Here is a 23182-nt window from a genome sequence, read left to right on the forward strand (position 1 = left end):
CGCACTCGCCATAGCCGCTCTGAGTAACCGAAGAAACGACGGTCATAGCTCCGTCGAAAACTCAAAAGGGAGAGGAATAATGACAAACTTCTCACGTCGAAGCGTTCTTAAATTCGCTGCAGCAGGTGCTGCATCCACCCTCTTCGCACCCTCCATGCTAATGGCTCAAGGTGATGCCTGGCCCACTCGCCCGCTGAACATGGTGGTACCTTTCGCTACTGGTGGTTATAACGACCGCTTGGCCCGTGCCTTTATCCCCTTCTTGCAGGAGGAGCTCGGCCAGCCGATAAGCGTGGTCAACCGCGGCGGTGCTGGCACCATGATTGGTAATTCCCATTTCCTGCAGCAACCGCAGGATGGTTATACTATCATGTGCAATTCAGTGTCGCCTTATGTGCCGCTGACGATCCTACTACAGGATGCTCCATACAGTGTCCATGATTTTCAGATGATCAACCTGCCGTCGCGCGACTTTACCTTGGCCGCGGCACCGGCAGATACCGATCTTGAAAGCTTCGAGGAGGTGGTCACACGTCTACGTGAGGATCCGCGCAGTCTCAGCCTGGGCGTGCAGCCCAACTCTGCTGATTATCTCAACCTCATGCTGGTGCTATCGGCTGCTGGCATCGATTCTTCACGGTTGCGCTTGGTTACCTATGATGGCGGTGGTCCGGCACGAAATGCCGCCGCTGGCGGGCACGTGGATATCTCCTTCGTTGGCGGCGAAGGCTTCCTGCCGCTGCGTGATCGTATCAAGCCACTAATGGTATTCGCTAATAACCGAGTTGATGCTTTCCCGGATGTCATGTCGTCCGGTGAGCTTTCTGAGGCAATCGGTGAAGAGGTCGAATCCGTGGAAGGGTCACAACGCGGCTGGGCAGTATCCACTGCTTTCAAGAATGATCACCCTGATCGCTATGAGATCCTTGTCGACGCTGTCGAGCGGGCTTCCAAGAATCCCGAAGCCATCAAGACGCTGGAAGGGCAGCAACTGGCGACTACTTGGTATGGGCCTGAACAGTCGCAGGCTGACTTTCTAGCCAACTATGAGTCACTCGAACGTCATATCGACCTGCTTCGCTAGGGATGATGCCTTCCCCTCGTCCAGTTATTGGGCGAGGGGGATATTCATTGTTTAATGCATCTTGTTCTGGAGTGTCTCATCATGCGAATCGGCAACCATTATTATAGGGTCGATTGGGGGCACCTGTTGGTTATCGCTATGATCGCCTTTATTTGTGCGCTTTATCTTCGCGATACCCTGGCTACTTCGACCCATGTCAATAATATTCTTTTTGTGCTTCCGGTTTCGGTAATTGCGCTAATGCTGTGTGCAATCATTGTGCCGCAGGCAGTCAAGAAAGTTGATAAAATTATTTCATATGAATCAGAGTTGAAGGTCAAAGAGGAGGCGCCCTCGGAGACTTGGAGAGATTTAGGCTGGATTGCACTTTTGGTAATTGTCTTCGGTTTGTATGTCTATTCCGTTGAGCGCATCGGGTTCGATATAGCGTCGTGGTTATTTATCACTTTAGGGCTGTATATTTGCGGTGAGCGGCGCCTCTTGGCTCTGCTTATTTATCCCCCGATAGCGGCAGTTATTATCGTTGTCGGCTTTCTCGCATTGATACCTTACCCCATGTACACACTGATTTTCTGAGGTGCCTAATGATTGATATGATAGCCATAAACGAGGCATTTCAGTTGTTAATGTCGTCGCCTGAGGCCTGGATGTGGGTGATTCCGGGTATCGTGATCGGCCTGGTATTCGGGGCGATGCCGGGTATCTCCATCACCATGGCCATGGCTATTTTTCTGCCGGCGACTCTTTATATGGACTTTCTGCCTGCAATCATTTTCCTAACGGCGATGTATACGGGAGCAGGTTTCGGTGGCTCGGTGCCGGCAATTCTCATGAATATTCCCGGCACTTCGTCCGCAGTGGCGACCACCTTCGATGGTTATCCTATGGCTCGTGATGGGCGACACAATGAGGCCATGGGCGTGGCTTTGACTGCTTCGGTGTTCGGCATGCTGCTGAGCTATACCGTACTGTTTCTGATCATCTCGCCGCTGGCCGATATCGTATTGGGCATCGGACCCTTGGAAATGTTGGTGATTGCCCTTTGGGGGATCCTGCTGCTGGGCTCTCTGGCTGGGAAATATATGTCTCGTGGCATCTTGGCCGGCGTCTTTGGGCTGCTGCTGGGCACTGTAGGCATGAATACCGCTGGTTATATGCGTGGCACAATGGGTGTGCCTTGGCTGCTTGATGGCATTCCGGTTGTGCCGGCGATGATGGGCCTTCTGGCAGCCAGTCAGTTGTTCAACCTCGTTAATGCAAAATTTCTTGTCGAGGACGAGTCCAAGAGAGGCATCAACGGTCGCAAGATTCTCTACGGTTTCAAGCAGGCATTCAAGCACCCGTTTGTGATCCTGCGGGGCTCTTTCATTGGTGTGTTTATCGGTGCCATTCCGGGCGTTGGGTCGTCGATCTCGAATCTGCTCTCCTACGCGACTACGAAGAGGGGTGATGACAATCCGGAGTCGTTCGGCAAGGGGAACCCCAAGGGTGTGGTAGCGGCCGAAAGTGCCAACTCCAGCTCCGAGGGTGGTGCCATGGCTACCATGTTGGCGCTGGGCATCCCTGGTGGTGGTGCTACGGCCATTCTCTTGGCGGCCTTTGCCATGCACAATATTGTCGGAGGGCCGAGCTTTATCGCTAATAACCAAGATATCGTTTATGCGATCCTGTTCGCAAATTTCGCCCAGGGCTTCCTTTTGCTTCTGGCAGGGCTAGGTTTCGTCTTCATTGCCAGCTCTGTTGTACGCGTGCCGTTACGCTATCTGGTGCCAACCGTGTTGGTGGTTGCTTGCTTCGGGGCCTACGCTGTGGACGGTACCATCGCTGGTCCTATCACACTGTTCGTGTTTTCAGTTATCGGTTGGATGATGGCGCGCTATGGCTATCCGGTCGCCGCGGTCGTAGTGGGTCTGCTGCTCGGAAGGCTGGTTGAAACTGAATTACTGCGCACTAATCAGGTGAGTGGTGGTGATTTTGCTTACCTCCTTGAGCGCCCGGCTGCTATTGCCATCATCATGGTGATCGTTGGCTCCATGGCATTCACTGCCTGGGCCAAGCGTCGTCGTAGGCGTCGTACCATGCTAGCCGCGAGTGTGCAGAATGGAAACTGAGCAGGATTTTCTGACCCCGTAAGGGACGATTAAATCTAAAGGAGATTTTAATGAGAAATTCGCGTATCGAACGTGACAGCATGGGTGAGCTGGAAGTCCCCGCCGGTGCTCTGTACGGGGCCCAGACCCAGCGAGCGGTGAACAACTTTTCCGTCAGTGGCCAGCCAATGCCGGCGGACTTTATTCGTGCGGTGGCTCGCATCAAGGCCGCTGCCGCTGAGGTCAACGCAGCACTTGGGTTACTGGACCAGAAACGAGCAGAGGCGATCACCGTTGCAGCCCAATCGATTATCAACGGTGAACACAAGGACCAGTTTCCCATCGATGTGTTTCAGACAGGATCGGGAACCTCGACTAATATGAATGTCAATGAGGTGATCGCTCACTTGGCTTCCCGGGGTGGGATTGAGGTTGGCCCGAACGATCACGTTAATATGGGGCAGTCGAGCAATGACGTCATTCCCACGGCGATCCATCTCTCGGCAGCTCTCGCAGTGCAGGAGCAGCTGCTGCCGGCGCTTGAGCATCTATGCGCGGCAATCGATACCAAAGCTGCCGAGGTCGATGGGGTGGTCAAGACTGGTCGTACCCATCTGATGGATGCAATGCCGGTGCGTATGAGTCAGGAGCTCGGTGGCTGGTCTAGCCAAGTGACTCAGGCCATTGCGCGCTTCAAGGACGGTCAGGTTCGGCTCTCACGGCTGGCCCAAGGCGGTACCGCAGTGGGAACCGGCATTAATGCCCACCCCGAGTTCGCCGACCGCATCGCCAAGGTGCTCAGCAAGCAGACTGATCTTGATCTTTCCCCCAGCGATAGCTTTTTCGCCAGTCTGGCTTCCCAAGATGCTGCTGTGGAACTTTCGGGACATCTGCGCAGCTATGCCTGCGTCGTAATGAAGATCGCCAACGATCTGCGGTGGATGAACTCCGGCCCCCTTGCTGGGCTCGGCGAAATTGAGCTGGAGGCTTTGCAGCCAGGCAGCTCGATCATGCCCGGCAAGGTCAATCCGGTTATTCCTGAGTCCGCCACTCAAGCGGCTGCCCAAGTGATCGGACTTGATAGTGCAGTGACGGTGGCGGGCCAGAGCGGAAATTTCCAACTCAACGTGATGCTTCCTTTGATTGCGCATAACCTGCTTACTTCGATTCGCCTGATGACTAATATCAGCAGATTGCTTGCCGATCGTGCCATTGCTACTTTCACTGTTAGAGAAGACACCATTCAGGCGCCGCTTTCACGCAATCCGATTCTGGTGACGGCACTGAACTCAGCGATTGGCTACAATGCTTCAGCTGCTATTGCCAAGAAGGCTTATCAGGCAGGACGTCCGATTCTCGATGTTGCTGAAGAAGAGACGGAGCTGTCACGTGGAGAACTTGAGGTAATGTTGAACCCTGAAAGATTGACTTTTGGTGGTAATGGATCCTAACTTTGTTAAGTTTTGCCATGGGTCGATTTTAAAAAATGTCTGGTTTGTCGCGCTTTTACGGGAGGCGCGGCAAGAGTCTTCTGCATTGGTGTTATTTGATGATGGGTCTTGATGTATATAATCCTGGGGCAGGATAATCCCCCAAATCAGCTTCCTGTTAGCTGGTAGCAAATAGTTCCTATGTGCGATCTGATTATCTGGTGCTTTATGACTGCAGGCAGTTTGAGCATCTGTGACCCTGGAATCTAAAAATAGGAGAAAAGTAAATGACCTACCGCATAGCTGTTATCCCCGGCGATGGCATTGGCAAGGAGGTGATGCCCGAGGGGGTGCGCGCTCTTGAGAGCGCGGCTCGCCGCTTTGATATCGGGCTATCGCTGGAGCACTTCGATTTCGCCAGCTGCGACTACTACGCCGAGCACGGCAAGATGTTGCCCGACGACTGGTTCGAGACCCTGAAGGACTTCGATGCCATCTTCTACGGCGCGGTGGGCTGGCCGGCCACCGTGCCGGACCATGTCTCGCTGTGGGGCTCGCTGCTGCAGTTCCGCCGCCGCTTCGACCAGTACATCAACCTGCGCCCCTGCCGCCTACTGCCCGGCATCAGGAGCCCGCTGGCCGACCGCAAGCCCGGCGACATCGACTTCTATGTGGTGCGCGAGAACACCGAGGGGGAGTACTCCAGCGTCGGCGGCAGGATGTTCGAGGGCACCGACCGAGAGGTGGTGATCCAGGAGACGGTGATGACCCGCCACGGCACCGACCGGGTGCTGAAGTTCGCCTATGAGCTGGCGGCCTCCCGCCCCCGCAAGAAGCTCACCTCGGCCACCAAGTCCAACGGCATCGCCATCACCATGCCCTGGTGGGACGAGCGAGTGGCCGCCATGGGGGCAAACTACCCCGACGTGGCGGTGGACCAGTTCCATATCGATATCCTCACCGCCAACTTCGTGATGCATCCGGACTGGTTCGACGTGGTGGTGGCCAGCAACCTGTTCGGCGACATCCTCTCGGACCTGGGTCCGGCCTGCACCGGTACCATCGGCGTGGCGCCCTCGGCCAACATCAACCCCGAGGGCACCTTCCCGAGCCTCTTCGAGCCGGTCCACGGCAGCGCCCCGGACATCGCGGGCAAGGGCATCGCCAACCCCATCGGCCAGGTCTGGTCCGGCGCCATGATGCTCGAGCACCTGGGGCACAAGGAGGCCTCGGACGCCATCGTCAGCGCCTTCGAGGGGGTGCTGGCCAAGGGCGATAGAGCAGTGCTCACTCCCGACTTGGGTGGCACCGGCACGACTGAGAGCATAGGGCGGAGCATCGCAGCACGCCTCGAATGCTGATGCGCTTCCAGCTGTTGATGGTTAAGTAAAGTCGCCCAGTAGGTCCTGCTATTTGCCGATGAGGGCACACCACGAAGGCAAGCAAAAGATTGCAAATTCGCTGGACTGTCACGCCACGCAAGAGATAAGAAAGTGTAGTGGCATAGTGAATCTGGCCACCTGATTTTGAGTGTATGATCACTCCCATGGATAGTCAGGTGCAGATGATGACGAAGAAGAGAACATTCAGCCCAGAGTTTCGTTTGGAGGCGGCCCAGCTCGTGGTCGATCAGGGTTACACGCTCAAGGCAGCGTGTGAGGCCATGGGTGTTGGCAAATCCACCATGGAATATTGGGTGCGCAGGTTGCGGGCTGAGCGGAAAGGCAAGGTACCGCTGAAAGGTGAAGCTATGACGCCGGAACAGCGTGAAATTCAGGAGCTGAAACGCAAGCTGCGTCGGGTGGAGGAAGAGAAGGAAATATTAAAAAAGGCTACTGCTCTCTTGATGTCGGACTCCCTGAGCAATTCTCGATAATCGAGCGACTTGAAGAGAGCTATGCGGTGCAGCACCTGTGTCAGGTGTTTGGGGTGCATCGCAGTAGCTACCGGGCCTGGCGTGACCGGGATAAAAGGCCCTGCGAGGCTGAGCAGAAGCTGCTGGACCAAGTTATCGAAGCACATGCCGTCAGTAACGGTTCTGCCGGCGCTCGCAGCATTGCCAAAATGGTCACGCAGGCGGGTACGCCGCTGAGTCGTTACCGGGCCAGCAGGCGGATGAAGCATCTGGGGCTGGTGAGCACGCAGCCGCCAAGCCATGCCTACAAAAAGGCTGATCAGCCGCATTTGGATATCCCGAACCTTCTCGATCGCAAGTTCGATGTCAAGGAGCCAAATCAGGTATGGAGCGGCGACATCACCTACATCTGGACAGGGGCTCGCTGGGCTTATCTTGCTGTGGTCATCGACTTGTATGCGCGTAAACCCGTAGGCTGGGCACTGTCGTTGTCTCCGAATACGGAACTGGTGAAGAAAGCGCTAACCATAGCCTATGAGTCGCGTGGAGAGCCATCGGGGCTCCTATTTCACTCAGACCAGGGCTGTCAGTATACCAGCCTGGCATTCCGACAGATGCTCTGGCGGTACCAGATGACCCAGAGTCTAAGTCGCCGCGGAAATTGCTGGGACAACGCCCCGACAGAGCGCTTCTTCAGGAGCTTCAAGTCGGAGTGGATGCCAGAGATTGGCTACCCTGATGTTGCCATGGCGAAGAAGTCGATCACTGATTATATGCTCGGTTACTACAGTAGCCTAAGGCCGCACAGGCATAACGATGAACTGCCGCCGAATGTGGCAGAAAAGAACTACTGGAATGCTCAAAAATCAGTGGCCAAAAACACTTGACCACTACAAAGGGACCACGGTGACAATGTGCCGTATAGGCGGAGGGCCCTAACTAGTTACTACATTGGCGTGGGTGTTACCCAGCATCCGTCACCAAATTAGGACCAGTCTGTAGAAAAAATGAACAGCCGAGTCAATGTTGTTGAGTTGGTGGTCTACGGGTAAAGAAGTACGGCATACTTCTTCCTGAAGATCCAGGACGCACCTCCCGACTAAATGCTGTAAATCTCGCAGTTTGGCTTGCTTTTGTGTGCTGAATGATTTGCTGATCACTTGGTTGTGCACGACTGATACGCTTGACTCTCCATGCTCGTGTCGTAAGCTCATTGTTGCAAGCGCCGCCCATGGCGGCCCGGTGGCCTCGACCGGCACCAACCGAGGCACCCCAGCACCCAGGCGTTTCGAGGGTGCGCCGCTCGGCGGTACGCCACCACCCAAGGCCTCGCGCATCCCGAGACGAGGCCGCCCGTACGGGCTGGATGCCGCATCTCTTCTTTGGCACTTATGTGCCACCACCCACCAGGGGATCCACATTCCCCGGTGGGGAAGGTGTGTCCCCTGTGTGCACTACCGCAGGAGATCCACCATGAAATCCTACGATATGTCGTTTCTGGCTCGTGACCACGGCTTTGCGGGCAAGGTCCGCGTCAGCGAGCCGGTCATGGACGACTGCATGTATGTCGCAGAGCACGTGGTCTCGGAGCATGGGGTCACTCCCATCGAACGATTCCAAATGCTGCTGCAGAACGTGGCCCGCCAGCTTTCCGGGTACCCGGCAGGGACCCAGGCGGTGCGGCTGACTCACCATCGCATCCCGCCCAGCGGGAATCCCCACCAGCCTCTGGCTCTCGAGCTCGAGGCGTTGGTCGTGCAAGGTGACCGCCAGCATGGTGACTACCTGCTGGTGGCACGCCACGACGAGCTGAACCACGCGCAGCTTTTCTCCGCGTAACCCTTCCTCACTTCCCACCCCGACCGGGACATCGCTCCCGGAGGGGGGCGGTCTCGGTCATGTCCGGAGGTTCTGGTCATGACACACACTTCAGCAGCTGCCCTCCCGGCAGAGTCTCGCTACTCCCCATCCAACGTGCCTCAGCTTTTCGTGCGCGACAGCGACGGCAACTACCTGGCGGCTCCCGATGACCGCGTCATCGATGCGGCGCGACAGGTGGTGGAGCGTTCCGTCTCAAAAGGCATGAAGCTCAACACGCCCAATCGGGTACGTGAGTTCCTGTGGCTCAAGCTGGCCGGCTATGACCATGAGGTGTTCGGTGCCATCTTCCTGGACACCCAGCACCGCGTGATCGAGTTCAGCGAGCTGTTCCACGGCACCCTCGACTCCGCCTCGGTCTATCCGCGGGAGGTGGTGAAGGCGGCGCTGCACCACAACGCCGGAGCGGTGATCTTCACCCACAACCACCCGAGCGGGGAGCCCGATCCGAGCGATGCGGACCGACGCATCACCCAGCGCCTCCAGGAGGCGCTGGGTCTGATCGAGGTTCGCGTGCTCGACCACATCGTGGTGGGCGGTTCGGACTCGGTCTCCTTCGCGGAGCGGGGCTATCTCTGACACCTCGGGCGCTTGCCCGTGACTTCTTGGACGGGTGCCGGCACTGCCGGCCCCGTCCGCTCTTTTTGCATCCTGTCGAACAGGAGTCTGGTGATGATCAAGATCCCCGGGCGGCTCACCGTCCGCACCATTCATGGGCGCAACGGCCCCTTCAACGTTGGCCGGCTGGCGGCCTCGATCGGCGAGTTCGTCATCAAGGATCCTCAGCTGGACCAGTTCAGCGAAGGGGTGTTTGAGGGCGAGTTTCTGCTGCTCGAGATTCGCCCGGCGAGCTACTTCGCCAGTGGCCGGCTGGTGGTGGAGGTCCGCGCCAAGGTCGGCGAGATGCTGCTGACCGAGGACGGCATGCTGGTGAATCAGCACGGCCCGCGCTTCGACTCTGCGGAGATGGACCCGCTGGAGGAGGAGGCCGCCCCTGTGCCACCCGTGCCTCCAGCCCCTCCTGCGCCTGGGTCGGGGGAGCCGATGGCACCGCCTGCGCCGCAGCCTCAGGTTGATGCTGGTGAGGGACCAGGGCCGCAAGCCCCGGATACCCACACCGCTGGCCATGAGGCCAATCCCGACGCCGAGCTCTTCGGACTGCTCTGGCCCCTGGGGCAGAGCGTCAAGCTCGATCCCACCGTGGACCGAGCGCTGTTCCGCCGTCAGGTGAGTCGACTGAAGGAATTGGGCTACCGGTTCCAGGCGCCGACCCAGACCTGGCAAGCCGCTGCCTGAGGCAGCCACTCCCCACCGGGGCATCTCGATGCCCTGGGCTCGGGATGTCCCCATCGATCTTCGCTAACCGATGGAGACCCTCATGCCCGAGCTCTACACCCTCGATGAGTGCCTGGACCTGTACGCCGATGCCTTCTGCATTGGCCGGCAGCGTGAGTGCCTGTTTCTCTCCCTGTGGGGGCGGGATACGGTGCTGCAGGAGCTGCTTGCTAGGCTGACGCTGCCAACGGCAGACAACGGTCTGGATACCCTGCATCTCTGCCAAGGCGACACTCGCCACCCCATGGTCTTTGGCGACATGGACCGCTACTCCAGGCGCTCCGCCCGGCTGCGCCAGACGCGCTTCGGCACCCTAGTGCACGTGTGGCTCTTCGACCAGCGCTGCATCACGCCGGATCGCGCCAACCTTCACAGCATCGTCCTGCTCGACGACGAGGAGGGCGCCTGCCCGGTGGATGACCAGCTGTGGCCCCGCGTGCGGGAGCTCTGCCCGCTGCCTCTGCTGGATCACTGGCAGGGGCCGGTGATGACGCTGCTGCATGCCCAGCAGGCGGTACTGCCGGCCTCGTTTTCACAGGGGCCGATTCAGGCCTGGGAGATCTCACTCGATGAGAACGACCTGGCCCCGCGCCTCAGCGGCATGATTCGCGCCGGCGTACTCACACCCGAGCCCTGAGCTCTCGCTCCACCCTGGTGCGGCCGTTCTGGCCGCGCCTACCACACCCAACCGACAGGAGGTGTCGCATGGCACTGATGTTTCAGCGCATCGCGCGCAACTTCGCCAGGAATGGCTACTTCCCCACGGATGAGGCGTCGCTTGAGCGGGTGCTTCAGGCGCTCCGCCCAGCCAGCACCGGCCGGATGCGGGTGCTCGACCCCTGTGCGGGGGAGGGCGCCGCCATCGCCGAGCTTGCCCACCACCTGGGGCGCGAACGCGTTCAGGCCTGCGGCGTGGAGTATCACGCCGAGCGGGCCGCCTCGATGCATGTCCTGGTGGATAGAGGTCTACAGGGCGACCTGATGGACACGGTGATCTCACCGCGCAGCATGGGCTGCCTGTGGCTCAACCCGCCCTATGGCGACCTGCTGGCCGACCACGCCGGTTACGAGAGCTATCAGGGCAAGGGGCGCAGGCGCCTGGAGAAGCTGTTCTACCAGCGCACCATTGGCACCCTGCAGGTCGGGGGCGTGATGGTGTTGATCGTTCCCGACTACGCCCTGGACAAGGAGCTGACCGGCTGGCTGGTCAACCACTTCACCGAGCTGCGGGTCTTCCGCGCCGCCGTGGATGACTTTCAGCAGGTGATGATCCTGGGCCGCCGGGTGCGACGCCGTGAGGCGCAGCGTAGTCAGGAGGCCAAGGCGATGCGCGCCCAGCTGCTGCGCGTGGGAAGCAAGGAGGTCATACCCGAGGTGATCCCGGAAGTGTGGCCCTTTGAACCCTACGTGGTACCGGCGGCTCAGGGCGAGCTGCGCCACTTCTACCGCGTCTCGCTCGATGCCGAGCAGCTGGCCGATGAGGTCGGGAAGCTGCAGGGGCTCTGGCCCGAGGCGGGCAGCGTGTTCGGGAAGGCCGGCCTTTCGCCGCGTCCCCCGGTGCGCCGGCTCTCCTCCTGGCATCTGGCCCTGTCGCTGGCGGCCGGGGCGATCTCCGGCGTGGTGACCGCGCCCAACGGCCGCTGCCTGGTGGTCAAGGGCAACACCCACAAGGATAAGGTCGCCAAGACCGAGTTCACCGAGCGGGAGGATGGTTCTATCACCGAGACCCGCGTGCTCACCGACCGCTTCGTGCCGGTGATCCGCGCCTGGGAGATGACGCTTGACTCGCCTCGCTGTGGGCAGCTGCTGACCATTACCTCGACCCCGGCGGCCAATGACAGCGAGCCGGAAGAGGATGATCAGACGGCCGATGCCGAGGCAGGCGATGAGCCTGAGCCGCTCAACCGGGTCGCCGAACGTGCCGCGAGGCCGGATCCACGCCGCTTCGACGTAGGGCGCGTGGTGATGACTCGGGCCGTGAACGAGCTGGTGGAGCGAGGCGAGGTCTCGCCCATGGCGCTGCTCCGACGACACGTCACCGGCGACTGGGGTGACGTGCGTGAGGAGGATCGCCAGAGCAACGAGCAGGCCCTGGTTCACGGTGACAGGCTGCTCTCGTCCTACCGGATCGGTGAGTCGCTCACGGTCTGGATCATCACCGAGGCGGACCGCAGCGCCACCACGCTGTTGCTGCCAGACGACTACTGACCGGCGCCCCGGGCGCCATTCCCCACGGCGGGCCTTTCCAACCCGCCAGGGGAGGGGAGTGTCCGCCGTTTTCTTGTGCACAAGGAGACGGACATGAACGACATCACTCAGCTGCCGGCGCCGGCCGGCATGGCGCAGTCTGGCGAGGTCTTCGGGCCTCAGGTGGACCTCAACGCCTTCGTGGAGGAATTTGGCGATGGCCTGCTGGCCTCGCTCAACCGCTCCCATCCCCCGGTCTATGACGGCGAGGCCAACCCTCGTCGCCAGGCCATCATGGATGCCCTCAAGCGGGCGCCTTTCCCAGAGCAGGCCGAGGTGGTTCAGGCCATCTCGGCCCTGCTGCTCGACCGGCACGAGCCGGCGGGCATCATCAACGCCGAGATGGGCACCGGCAAGACCATGATGGCCATCGCCACGGCGGCGGTCTGTCATGCCGAGGGCTATCGGCGTTTCCTGGTGATCGCACCGCCCCACCTGGTCTACAAGTGGCGGCGGGAGATCCTGGAGACCGTCGATCAGGCCAGGGTCTGGGTGCTGAATGGCCCGGATACCCTGGTCAAGCTGCTCAAACTCCGTGAGGCCCTGGGCCAGCCGTCCGATGGGCGGCCGGAGTTCTTCATCCTGGGGCGTGTGCGCATGCGCATGGGCTTCCACTGGCGACCCGTCGCCGCTCGCAAGCGAGTGCCGGGCGGCGAGCTGGCGGCCTGTCCCCAGTGCGGTAGCACGGTGATCGACAGCGACAACGAAGTGGTGTCGCTGTCGCAGTTTCTCCGAGAGGAGAAGCGCCACAAGTGCCGGCACTGTCACAGCCCCCTCTGGACGCTGATGCGACCGCAGCGGGCGACGGGCAGCCTGCAGCGCGACCTGGTACTCAAAGCGCTGCGCAAGCTGCCCACCATCGGCAAGGTCTCGTCGGAGCGCCTGGTGCAGCAGTTTGGCGAGGAATTCCTGGCCACGCTGCTGGGCGACAACATCCACGAGTTCATCAACCTCATGGATGAGAACGGAGAGCTGGTGTTCTCCGACCGGCAGGCGGCCCGCATGGAGCGGGCCATGGCTACGATGGAGTTCGGCTTCGGTGAAGGAGGCTATCAGCCGACCGAGTTCATCAAACGCCAGCTGCCGGATCATACCTTCGATCTGCTGATCGTGGACGAGGGCCATGAATACAAGAACGCCGGATCCGCCCAGGGGCAGGCCATGGGCGTGCTGGCAGCCAAGGCGCGCAAGTCGCTGCTGCTGACCGGCACCCTGATGGGCGGCTACGCCGACGACCTGTTCCACCTGCTGTTCCGCATCCTCACGCCGAAGATGCTCGAGGACGGCTATCGCCCCAACGGGCGCGGATCGATGGGGCCTGCGGCCATGTCGTTCCTGCGCGATCACGGGGTGCTGAAGGACATCTACACCGAGCGCGACGGGGATTCGCACAAGACAGCGCGAGGCAAGAAGCTGTCGGTGCGGACCGTCAAGGCCCCGGGCTTCGGCCCCAAGGGGATCATGCGCTACGTACTGCCCTTCACCGTCTTCCTCAAGCTCAAGGACATCGGTGGCAACGTGTTGCCGCCCTACGATGAAGACTTCATCGAGGTGCCGATGGACGACGAGCAGGCCTTTGCCTACCGGCGGCTCGAGGGGCAACTGACCGCCGAGCTCAGACAGGCGCTGGCACGCAAGGACACCACCCTGCTGGGCGTGGTGCTCAATGCGCTGCTGGCCTGGCCGGACTGCTGCTTCCGACCGGAGACGGTCAAGCATCCGCGCTCGGGCAGCCTGCTGGCGTTCGTGAAGAGCCTCTACGGCGAGCAACAGCCGATGCCCAAGGAGCGCGAGCTGGTGGAGATCTGCCGGCGAGAGAAGGCCGAGGGTCGCAAGGTGCTGGTCTACACGACCTACACCGGCAAGCGCGATACCAGCAGCCGACTCAAGGCGATGCTCACCCAGGCCGGCTTCAGGGTCGCGGTGCTGCGCTCCAGCGTGGAGACCCAGCGACGCGAGGACTGGATTGCCGATCAGGTCGACCGCGGTGTCGACGTGCTGATCACCAATCCGGACCTGGTGAAGACCGGGCTCGACCTGCTGGACTTCCCCACCATCGTCTTCATGCAGACGGGCTGGAACGTCTACACCCTGCAGCAGGCCGCCCGCCGCTCCTGGCGGATCGGCCAGCGGCAGCCAGTGAAGGTGCTCTACCTCGGCTATGCCGGATCGTCACAGATCGCCTGCCTGTCGCTGATGGCCAAGAAGATCGCCGTGGCCCAGAGTACGTCGGGAGACGTGCCCGAATCGGGCCTGGATGCCCTCAATACGGATGGAGACTCCGTGGAGATGGCCCTGGCCAGGCAGCTGGTCAGCTGACCGCTACCCAACCTATGCCCCCTCTTCGGAGGGGGCTTTTCAATGGGGGCATAAAGAGAACTGTTAATGCTCAGCCTGCGGGCCCTTAAGGGTTTGAACTTTGACAGCAAGCAGGGCTTCGTTATTTTCCTTTTTGTTTGTGGTTTTGTAAGGTCAGTTCTTCTTGTAGGCTGCAAGCATAAGGGCTGAGATTATGAAAAATGAACCAAATGCGCGATTCATGATTTTCATTCTTGATGTGGAGTTGATGAATTGCTTTAGCTGGCTAGCCAATGCTGCATAGCAGAGCATTATAATAATATCTACAGCGAGGAGCGTCCCACTCATTATGAAGAGTTGAAGTGTATAAGATGAAGTGCTGTTGTTGGATAGGAATTGAGGGAAAAGAGCTACCAGAAATACCGTGGCTTTAGGATTGGTTAGGTTGACGAAAGCAGATTGCCAGAACTGCTTGATTTTTGTGCTGTCTCTACTATTGATGTGGCCCAAGGAGCCGGATAATCTCCACTTCTGAACGCCTAGCCAAACTAGATATGCAACTCCCATCCACTTGATAAATGAGAACATTGTGGTGGAGGATGCCAAGATTGCCCCGATTCCAATGGCAACGGATAGAATCTGTATGCCATATCCAAGTTGCAAGCCTAAGATGGTTGGGAAGGCAGATTTAATCCCGTTGTTAATTCCGCTGTTCATTGTGTTGATGGCTCCTGCCCCGGGAGATAAGCTCACCAAAAGCGAAGCCATTAGGAAAGTAAGCCAAACGCTAAGGGTCATTGCTCCCATCCTTGTAATAAAAAAGTCATTGATTTCCCAGTCGGGAAATTGGAAGGGTGTTATTGCAAAAGTTTTTACATTGCGGTTTTGAGCTATATTTTTATCGGTTGTTTTTTTGTTTTGGCTCGGAGGCTGTTCGGGGATAAATATATGGAGGTTTGGATTTCTGCCCCTTTTACTTTGACAGTATTCTTAAAAGCTTGTCATGCTGCTCTGGCTTAGCTACGAGAACGCTGTTCCACTCAGCGGGATTTGGGTTGCAAGAAAGGTCGGTGACCTTGCATCCTGCCTCTCGTGCAATGACGATTCCTGCTGCAATGTCCCATAGATCCAGTCGCGCGCCCTGAGACCAAAAAGCGTCAAACCGGCCGAGGCCAGTATATGCAATCTCTAGTGCGGCAGAGCCTGGGCTGCGAATCCCTGCCACGCGGGGCATCAGAGAGGAGAGTTGTCGCTGGCTCATCGCGCAGTCGCCTTTTTCGTGATAAGGCAAGCAGGTGCCGACCAGCATCTCAGTGAGAGGACGTGCTGGTAAAACGGATATCCGCTGCGACCCTTGATAAGCCCCTTGGCCACGAATGGCCCAGAGCATCTCGTCCAGTAGCGGTTGATAGACCACACCGTGGGTCAGGGCCTCACCCTTGCGCACTGCAATAGAGACCGAGAAGTGAGGCACACGGTGCAGAAAGTTGTTGGTGCCGTCGAGCGGGTCGATGATTACAGTGAGGTCGCTGTCGCCAGCCGGAGTAGCGCCGGTTTCCTCTCCGAGAAAGCCCACATCGGGATGGGCACGTCGGATGGTTTCAATGATGGCATGCTCAGCTGCCCGGTCATAGTGGGTCACGAAGTCCGAGGAACCTTTGCACTCAAAGTCGATACTGCCTTCCGCCTGATACCCCTCGTAGAGAATTTCACCAGCTGCTCTTGCAGCTTGATGCAGGGTGTCAATCAGACCAGCTGTGATTGAGGCGGTCATGTTAGAACTCCTGACTCTTGAAAGGTATAGGATTTTACGTGATCCACTTTGCACCATCCTGACGGTTCAGTGTTGCAGGTCTATGACATTCGGTGATGAGATGAGGGAGGCAAGGTGGCAACTATTGCGTTGACTTCAACCGATGCAATGTCTGTACCCAGCCGCCCTGTCGATTCCAAAATGACGCCAGCTTTTTCAATAATTCATTATATGATGGCGTGACGCACCCGGGCGGAGATCCACTCAGATACCAGCACGGTGACGAAGATCATCACGAAGATCACGCTGACCTGGTTCCAGGCCAGGCTGTTGATGGCGGCGTTGAGCTGCAGGCCGATGCCGCCGGCGCCTACCAGCCCCAGCACCGTGGATTCGCGGATGTTGATGTCCCAGCGGTAGACGCTGATGCCGGCGAAGGCGGGCAGCACCTGGGGCAGCACGCCGTAGCTCATCACCTGCAGGCGGCTGGCGCCGGTAGCGCTGATCGCCTCCACGGGGGTGGGGTGGATCTCCTCGATGGCTTCATAGAGCAGCTTGCCGACGAAGCCGATGGAGCGCAGGGCGATGGCGATGATGCCGGCCAGCACCCCCGGCCCCAGGATGGTCACCAGCAGCATCGCCCAGATCAGCGAGTTGATGGAGCGCGAGGAGACGATGATCAGCAGCGCGGCGCTGCGCACCAGCGGGTGGGGCGTGGTGTTGCGTGCCGCCAGGAAGGCCACCGGAAACGCCATCGCGATCCCCAGCACGGTGCCCAGGGTGGCGATATTCATGGTGTCCCACATTGGCTTCCAGAGGCGGTGGGCGTAGGTCCACTCCGGCGGCAGCATGCGGCTGATCAGGTCGCTGCCCTGGCGGCCGGCATCCTCCACGAACACCCACATGGTGTTGTCGGAGATCACCTTCCAGCACAGCAGGAAGAGGCAGGCGGCAGCCAGCCAGGCCAGGTAGCCCAGCCACTGGGCGCGGGGAGTGCGCAGGCGCCAGATCGGCGTGCCCTGCGTCGTCGTCGAAACGGGCATGGGGAGGGTCTCCGAGGCTTACTGGGTCCAGCGCCGCACGTGGCTCGAGCTGTACTCGCAGAGCAGCACGATGGCGATGATGATCAGCAGGATGGCCGCCGAGGTGTCGTACTCGTAGCGGCTGATGGAGGTGTTGAGGGTGGCGCCGATGCCGCCGGCCCCGGCGATGCCGATCACCGCCGATTCGCGGAAGTTGATGTCCAGGCGGTACATCGAGAGCCCTATCAGCCGCGGCATCACTTGGGGCTGGACGGCGTGGTTCATGGTCTGCCACCAGCTCGCCCCGGTGGCGCGCACCGCCTCTACCTGGCGCCAGTCCAGGTCCTCGATGTCCTCGGCGAGCAGCTTGGCCATGAAGCCGATGGTGGCGAAGGCCAGGGTGATCATGCCGGCCAGCGGACCGAAGCCGAACATCACCACGAAGAGGATGGCGATGATGATCTCCTGGAAGGTGCGCGACACGGTGATGATGCCCCGGCACAGGTAGTAGACCGGCCAGGGGGAGATATTGCGCGCGGCGCCCAGGCCCACCGGAATCGCCAGGGCCACGCCGATCACAGTGGAGGTGAGCGTCATGGTCAGGCTCTCGAGGATGCCGTCGAGGATGTCGCCGCGGCGGCTGACGAAGTCGGGCTGGGTGAAGGCGGCCAGGAAGTTCAGCCCGCGGCCGGCGCCCTCGGCGACACGCGCCCAGTTGACCTCCACCGAGGCCAGGGCCAGCACCAGGTAGACGGCCAGGCCCAGGACGAGCCCCCAGCGCAGCCGGGGGTTCTCGATCAACGGAAGGCGACGCCAGCGGCCCGCCTGGGCCAGGGCCTGGCGGCTCATCGGGCACCTCCGGTGGCCAGTGCGAGGGGCGCCGCGGCGGGGGCGCTGGGCGCCTCCTCTTCCTGGACGCGAGTGTCCCACTCCTCCTCGCCGTAGATAGTGGTGAGGGTATCGGCGTCGAGCTCGCCCGGCCGGCCGTCGAAGACGATCTCGCCGGCGCGCAGGCCGACGATGCGGTCGGCGAACTGCTGGGCCAGGGCCACATCGTGGATATTGATGATGGCAGCCAGATCCCGCTCGGCGCACAGCTCGCGGACCAGGCGCATGATCTGCCGTGAGGTCTTGGGATCCAGGCTTGCGGTGGGCTCGTCGACCAGCAGCAGGCGCGGGCTCTGGATCAGCGCCCGGGCGATGCCGACCCGCTGGCGCTGGCCGCCGGAGAGGGCGTCGGCCCGCTTGTCCATGGCGTGGGGCAGGCCCACCCGCTCCAGCAGTCGAAAGGCCTCGGCGACATCCGCCTGCGGGTAGCGGCGCAGGAAGCTGCGCCAGAAGCCCACGTAGCCGAGCCGGCCGGAGAGCACGTTCTCCATCACCGTGAGGCGGTCCACCAGGGCGTACTCCTGGAAGATCATCGCCATGGCCCGGCGCGCTCGGCGCAGGGCATTGCCGGAAAGCCGGGTCAGTTCCGTCTCCTCCAGGCGGATGCTGCCGCTGGTGGGCTCCACCAGGCGATTGACGCAGCGGATCAGGGTGCTCTTGCCGGCCCCGGAGGGGCCGATCAGCGCCATCACCTGGCCCCGTGGCAGGGTCAGGTCGATATCGGTCAGGGCGCGGTCCCCGGTGGGGTAGCGCTTGGTGACCTGGGAAAGCGTCAGCATGGTCAGTCTCCCTTCACGCACACGGGCCCGGAGAGCGAGGCCCTCCTGGCCCGTGCCTGGTCATGGTCGGTGGTATGAGGTGGAGGTCAGTCGCAGTCGTAGGTGACGCCGTTGGCTTCGGCGATGGTGCGGATTATCTCCCAGCGCTCAGCGTAATCGATGGGAATGAACTGGCTCTCACCATTGTTGGAAAACTCCGCTTGCAGTTGCGTGCCTTCCCAGTCGAAGCTAAAGAACGCTTCCTGGACCTTCTTCTGGAGATCAGGATGCAAGTTATGAGTAGTGCCGTAGGGGGTCGTGGGGAATGTGGCGGAGGTGTAAATCACCTCGTAGTCATCTTCGCTGATTACTTCTCTTGCCTTCATCCTTGTGATAACAGAGTTGGCAATTGCTGCAGCCTCGTAATCTTTGTGAATTACGCCTAGAATTGAGTTTTCATGTGTGCCAGCGAAAGGGGTTTCAAAATCCACTCCAGCTTCCAGGCCGAACTCTGACTTTATAATTGCTGAGGGGGCTCTGTAACCAGAGTTTGACGTCTGAGAAGTAAAGGCGAGCTCTCTTCCGGCCAGGTCTGCTACAGAATTGATACCGCTTCCCGGGTAGGTGATGATTTCCATTTCGTAGCCGAAGCTGCCGTCCTCTCCTGCCATCATGGCGAAAGGACGGAACCCTCCACAGTTAACCGCCATAGGTACGCCGCCGGTATTAAATCCTGCTACATGAACTCGCCCAGCGCGCAGCGCCTCCTGCTGAGCAGCGTTTGACTGAACGGGGAAAAAACGAACGTCTTTCCCAGTCACTTGGCCTAGATGATCGAGAAAATCAGACCAAACATCGGCATAGACAGCAGGATCTTCGACAGGAGTGTAGGCGAAAACCAGAGTGTCAGGATCTATCCATTGGGTCTCATCTGAAGGGATATCAGCAATCATGTCGCCATCTGCATCAGAAAATCGCTCAGAAAGATCGGCACTGGCTTGAAAAGAAAGCACAGAAAATATTCCAGCAAGAGCAGTGGCTGCTGTCTTTTGATATATGCTAGACATAAAAGCCTCGGGGCTATAGTTGAAAAGTGATTCTTGGTTGAGGTCAGTATGCTTGCATGCTGTAGGTTGCATTTCCGTTGCATTGTTAATAAGGTTTTCTTTCACTAATTTTGCAGCATTATAAAGTCCTGGTTTGTTTGATGGGTGGAAAAGGGCGGGAAGTGCAAAATCCGGAAAAACCAAGCCTTTGCCGAAACTGTGTTGGTCAGGCTTCGGTATCCTGGGCTACACAGGAAGCTGGCTCCCTAGGCCATTGATGAATGGGCCTCGCGGTGAGGTGGTGGTGCTCAAATTGAATACTCAAGGCCCCTGAAGATCGCTGTGATTCAGAACACGTCGCGAGATATCTCAGAGTCTGGACAGGATGCCCTCAATACGGACGGAGACTCCGTGGAGATGGCCCTGGCCAGACAGCTGGTCAGCTGACCGCTACCCAACCTATGCCCCCTCTTCGGAGGGGGCTTTTTTGTAAATTTCTACTTACAAACTCCACTTTGGTTGTAGGTGGTTTGGGATGTCGATTGAGATATTTCTTAACGAAAAAGCCTGAGATGTCTCCGTGCAATCATTTGAGTCTTAAATAAAATCATTCGCGCTTGGGTTGCATCCCATAGCTATTGCACCGGTGCAAGGAGTGCCCCGGGGTAAACCTCTCACATCGCATTTAACGTTTCTTCTGGTGCCCGTCAGGGACTGCCGCTGTGATGCATGGATTGCATCCAGAGGAGCGAAAATTGCTGATTCGTAAACTACTACGCGGACGCCGCAACGCAGCCGGCACCGACAGCGTTCGGGATGACACCGGCTGGGAGAGCCCGCGCACCGGTGCGCAGCTGCTGGCCACACCCTATCGGCAGCAGTTGCTCCGGGCAATCCAGGAAAGCACCTCGCTGACGGCGCCGGTGTTCGGGGCCTACGTCAAGGAGCCGCTGCAACGATACGCCGAGCGTGTCCAACTGCTGCCGGCTTCTGAATCCCACCATCACAGCTATCCGGGCGGGATGCTGGATCACGGCCTCGAGACCTGCGTGTTCGGTCTCCGGCTCCGACGACAGCACCTGCTTCCGCCGAAGGAGTCACCAGAACGGCAGTCCTCTACCGGGGAGCTGTGGAGCGTGGCGGTCATCTATGCCTGCCTGCTGCACGATATCGCCAAGGTCGTCGTCGATGTCGATATACACCTGAGATCTGGCCGAAGGTGGTGCCTGTGGGAGGGCACGATTCCCGACCAATACCGCGTTCGCTACCTCAAGGGGCGAGACTACTTTCTGCATGCGGCGGCCAACCCGCTCTTGTGCAAGGAAGTGATAGGCAATGCCGGGCTCGAGTGGCTGAGAAGCCAGCCGGAGCTGTTTGGGCTGGTGATGTACGCCATCAGTGGGCACGCGGAGCGCTCCGGGGTGATCGGGGAAATCGTCAGCCAGGCCGACAGGGCCAGCGTCGCCAAGTCGCTGGGCGGCAAGGTCTCGAATATCGACAAGGCGCCCAGGGAATCTCTACAGAGCAAGCTCAAGGGCGCCATCCGCCATATCGTCACAGAAAAGATCCGCCTGAATGAAAAAGGCGCTCAGGGGTTTGTCACCGCTGAGGCGCTGTGGCTGGTGACGCCGCTGGTACCCCGAGAGATCAAGAGCTACCTCCTTTCCCATGGTATCGAAGGCGTGCCATCCAACGAGTCGCGCCTCTATGACGAAATGCAGTCCCATGGCCTGATCATGGAGAATCCGGACGGACGGTCGGTCTGGAAGTGCAGCGTCGAGGTGGGAGAGTGGCGGACCGAACTCTTCATGCTCAAGGTTCACAAATCCCTCGTTTGGAGCGGCGATGAAGAGCCAGAGGTTTTTTCGGGAAGCGTGGAGGTCTTGGGCGCTGACCAAGGTGGCGATAGGAGTGAGAGGGATAGTCAAGAGGCTGCCAGATCGGCTTCCGATGTGAGGCATTCGACTGTGGAAACCGCCGGTGAGGTGAAGGATTCAAATGATGATGAAAAATCTCAAGAGGATCTGGAAGCCTCCATTCTTGACATTGCAACAGGCGGCGATGAGAAAGCAGCGCCAGATTTGGAGCGGAAGCCAAGTCGTAATCCTGATGAGGATGTCGAGAAACTTACGAGTCAGGCATCGCCTGGACAGTCGTCATCCGGGGAAGAATTTCTCGGCTGGCTGCGAGGCGGGTTGAAAACCCACAAGATATTGATGAACGACTCCAAGGCCCTGGTGCATGCCGTGGATGGGATGCTGATGGTGGTCAGCCCCAAGGTGTTCAAGCGCTATTGTCAGGAGGTGAGCGGAGAAGAGAAAGGCTGGAAAGAAGTTCAGGATTCATTCCAGAAGCTGAAGCTTCACAAGAAAAACAAGGATGGCGGAAGTTTTCACAAGGTAATGGTGGTCGGTCCAAACAAGAAGTCGAGCACGCTTTCTGGGTATCTTGTGGGGAAGGATGACCTGATGGAGGAGGGTAAGGAGGTGTTTGATAACCCCTTTATTGACCTGATTGATGGGAAGCCTGAAGAATGAAAACATTTACCTTTGACGACTTGCTGCAATCCTATTTTTCTGAGCGCTGGCTGACCGAAAGAAGCCGGATTTCCTATAGCGTTCCGGTGAAGCTATTCCGGAGATTCGTGGGCCAGGATAAGCTGCCTGCGGAGGTGTCCCGTGATGATGTCAGGGAGTGGAGGGAGTTCTGCTTCTCGGAGGAGGGGAGAAACCTCGCGCACTCAAGCTGGAATAACTACTGCCGGCATAACCGAATCCTCTTCAAGCATGCGATTGATCACGCCTTGATCGACATCTCATTCAACCCTTTTGCCAAGATGGAGGTAAGCTCTCCCAAGAAGCGTAAGAAGACCCTGAGCAAACGGCAGGTCGAGATGGCACGTGAAGCCATCAGCCTGTATAAAAAGATGGAGCTTTACCGAAAAAAACCCTCAGTACTTCACCCTGTCTGGTTTTGGGAGATCGTGTTCGAGACGTTCTACCATACGGGCATCCGTCTGACTCAGCTGTTGCTGATGAAGCCTGAGGATATCAACCTTAAAAGTCGCGTGCTCACCGCTACCTGGCAAGGGGCTAAGAACAACCGCGAACACTTTGTCCCCATCTCCAATGCTCTCTACCCGCACCTGGAGAACTTGATGAACTCGGCCAAGATGGTGGGTATCCAGCGTGGCGAGCAGCTCTTCAATGTGAACCGATTCAGCGTTCGGCACCGAATGGAGACGATGGACTCCTGGCAGGTGGAGAGCTTCTATCAGAAGCTCTCCCAGATTTGCGGCTACCAGATGAGTCCACACCGATTCCGGCATACCCTGGGCACTGAGTTGATGAAGGAACCGGATCGCAACCTGCACATCGTCAAGGCGCTGCTTGGCCACAGCAACATCAGCACGACGCTGGAGTATGTCGAGGTCGATATCGGCAGCCTGCGCAGCGCCATCGAGGGGCGTGTCTAGGGCACTTGACGTCAAGGCCTGTC

General features: G+C 59.0%; 20 protein-coding genes. 14 read left to right on the top strand and 6 right to left on the bottom strand.

Annotated features, from left to right (window positions below; translation table 11 throughout):
• Positions 1 to 79: 79 nt before the first annotated feature.
• From HIR79_RS03310 to HIR79_RS03365, 12 genes are all read left to right on the top strand, one after another.
• Positions 80 to 1084, top strand: a complete 1005-nt coding sequence (locus HIR79_RS03310) for a Bug family tripartite tricarboxylate transporter substrate binding protein (protein WP_169956778.1) — start codon at positions 80 to 82, stop codon at positions 1082 to 1084.
• 81 nt (positions 1085 to 1165) lie between these two features.
• Positions 1166 to 1660, top strand: a complete 495-nt coding sequence (locus HIR79_RS03315) for a tripartite tricarboxylate transporter TctB family protein (protein WP_169956780.1) — start codon at positions 1166 to 1168, stop codon at positions 1658 to 1660.
• 8 nt (positions 1661 to 1668) lie between these two features.
• The gene (locus tag HIR79_RS03320) at positions 1669 to 3195 is read left to right on the top strand and encodes a tripartite tricarboxylate transporter permease (RefSeq protein ID WP_169956782.1); all 1527 of its coding nucleotides are present in this window, start codon (positions 1669 to 1671) and stop codon (positions 3193 to 3195) included.
• Between the two features lie 50 nt (positions 3196 to 3245).
• Complete coding sequence (locus HIR79_RS03325) at positions 3246 to 4625, top strand: class II fumarate hydratase (protein WP_169956784.1); 1380 nt, start codon at positions 3246 to 3248, stop codon at positions 4623 to 4625.
• A gap of 266 nt (positions 4626 to 4891) precedes the next feature.
• Positions 4892 to 5965, top strand: coding sequence for a tartrate dehydrogenase (locus HIR79_RS03330; protein WP_169956786.1), 1074 nt, complete (start codon positions 4892 to 4894; stop codon positions 5963 to 5965).
• Positions 5966 to 6171: 206 nt separating this feature from the next.
• Positions 6172 to 7346, top strand: a protein-coding gene (locus HIR79_RS03335; protein ID WP_169956788.1) for an IS3 family transposase whose coding sequence is annotated in 2 segments (ribosomal slippage) — positions 6172 to 6427 and positions 6427 to 7346 — 1176 coding nt in all. Because the reading frame shifts where the segments join, the coding sequence is not laid out codon by codon here.
• A gap of 586 nt (positions 7347 to 7932) precedes the next feature.
• Positions 7933 to 8298 (top strand): hypothetical protein, encoded by a 366-nt coding sequence (locus HIR79_RS03340; protein WP_169956790.1) that lies wholly within the window; start codon positions 7933 to 7935, stop codon positions 8296 to 8298.
• A 78-nt stretch (positions 8299 to 8376) separates the two neighbouring features.
• A complete protein-coding gene (gene radC / locus HIR79_RS03345; protein ID WP_169956792.1) occupies positions 8377 to 8916 on the top strand; it encodes a RadC family protein in 540 nt (179 codons plus the stop codon).
• A 93-nt stretch (positions 8917 to 9009) separates the two neighbouring features.
• Complete coding sequence (locus HIR79_RS03350) at positions 9010 to 9633, top strand: DUF3275 family protein (RefSeq protein WP_169956794.1); 624 nt, start codon at positions 9010 to 9012, stop codon at positions 9631 to 9633.
• An 82-nt stretch (positions 9634 to 9715) separates the two neighbouring features.
• On the top strand, positions 9716 to 10309 hold the full coding sequence (locus HIR79_RS03355) for a hypothetical protein (RefSeq protein WP_211620921.1): 594 nt from the start codon (positions 9716 to 9718) through the stop codon (positions 10307 to 10309).
• Positions 10310 to 10326: 17 nt separating this feature from the next.
• Positions 10327 to 11880: a DUF6094 domain-containing protein gene (locus tag HIR79_RS03360; protein ID WP_502708659.1), complete on the top strand. Its 1554-nt coding sequence runs from the start codon at positions 10327 to 10329 to the stop codon at positions 11878 to 11880.
• A 93-nt stretch (positions 11881 to 11973) separates the two neighbouring features.
• On the top strand, positions 11974 to 14238 hold the full coding sequence (locus tag HIR79_RS03365; RefSeq protein WP_169956800.1) for a DEAD/DEAH box helicase family protein: 2265 nt from the start codon (positions 11974 to 11976) through the stop codon (positions 14236 to 14238).
• 153 nt (positions 14239 to 14391) lie between these two features.
• On the opposite strand, the gene rhtB is transcribed toward HIR79_RS03365, so the two are convergent.
• From rhtB to phnD, 6 genes are all read right to left on the bottom strand, one after another.
• Positions 14392 to 15015 carry a homoserine/homoserine lactone efflux protein gene (gene rhtB / locus HIR79_RS03370; protein WP_169956802.1) on the bottom strand — a complete coding sequence of 208 codons (624 nt, stop codon included), beginning with the start codon at positions 15013 to 15015 and terminating at the stop codon, positions 14392 to 14394.
• 175 nt (positions 15016 to 15190) lie between these two features.
• Positions 15191 to 15991, bottom strand: a complete 801-nt coding sequence (locus tag HIR79_RS03375) for an inositol monophosphatase family protein (protein ID WP_169956805.1) — start codon at positions 15989 to 15991, stop codon at positions 15191 to 15193.
• Between the two features lie 206 nt (positions 15992 to 16197).
• Complete coding sequence (phnE, locus tag HIR79_RS03380) at positions 16198 to 17013, bottom strand: phosphonate ABC transporter, permease protein PhnE (protein WP_169956807.1); 816 nt, start codon at positions 17011 to 17013, stop codon at positions 16198 to 16200.
• Positions 17014 to 17031: 18 nt separating this feature from the next.
• Positions 17032 to 17841, bottom strand: a complete 810-nt coding sequence (gene phnE, locus HIR79_RS03385; protein ID WP_169956809.1) for a phosphonate ABC transporter, permease protein PhnE — start codon at positions 17839 to 17841, stop codon at positions 17032 to 17034.
• Positions 17838 to 18659 (bottom strand): phosphonate ABC transporter ATP-binding protein, encoded by an 822-nt coding sequence (gene phnC / locus HIR79_RS03390; RefSeq protein WP_169956811.1) that lies wholly within the window; start codon positions 18657 to 18659, stop codon positions 17838 to 17840. The genes phnE (HIR79_RS03385) and phnC overlap by 4 nt, the downstream gene beginning before the upstream one ends.
• 86 nt (positions 18660 to 18745) lie before the next feature.
• Positions 18746 to 19705 carry a phosphate/phosphite/phosphonate ABC transporter substrate-binding protein gene (phnD, locus tag HIR79_RS03395; RefSeq protein ID WP_169959452.1) on the bottom strand — a complete coding sequence of 320 codons (960 nt, stop codon included), beginning with the start codon at positions 19703 to 19705 and terminating at the stop codon, positions 18746 to 18748.
• A gap of 734 nt (positions 19706 to 20439) precedes the next feature.
• Between phnD and mobH the strand changes: the two genes are divergently transcribed.
• Positions 20440 to 22221, top strand: coding sequence for a MobH family relaxase (gene mobH, locus HIR79_RS03400; RefSeq protein ID WP_169956813.1), 1782 nt, complete (start codon positions 20440 to 20442; stop codon positions 22219 to 22221).
• A complete protein-coding gene (locus HIR79_RS03405; RefSeq protein WP_169956815.1) occupies positions 22218 to 23159 on the top strand; it encodes a tyrosine-type recombinase/integrase in 942 nt (313 codons plus the stop codon). Before mobH ends, HIR79_RS03405 begins: the two co-directional genes overlap by 4 nt.
• Positions 23160 to 23182: the final 23 nt, after the last annotated feature.

The organism is Halomonas sp. PGE1, assembly GCF_013000985.1.
In the GTDB taxonomy this organism is placed as follows: Bacteria; Pseudomonadota; Gammaproteobacteria; order Pseudomonadales; family Halomonadaceae; genus Halomonas; species Halomonas alkalicola.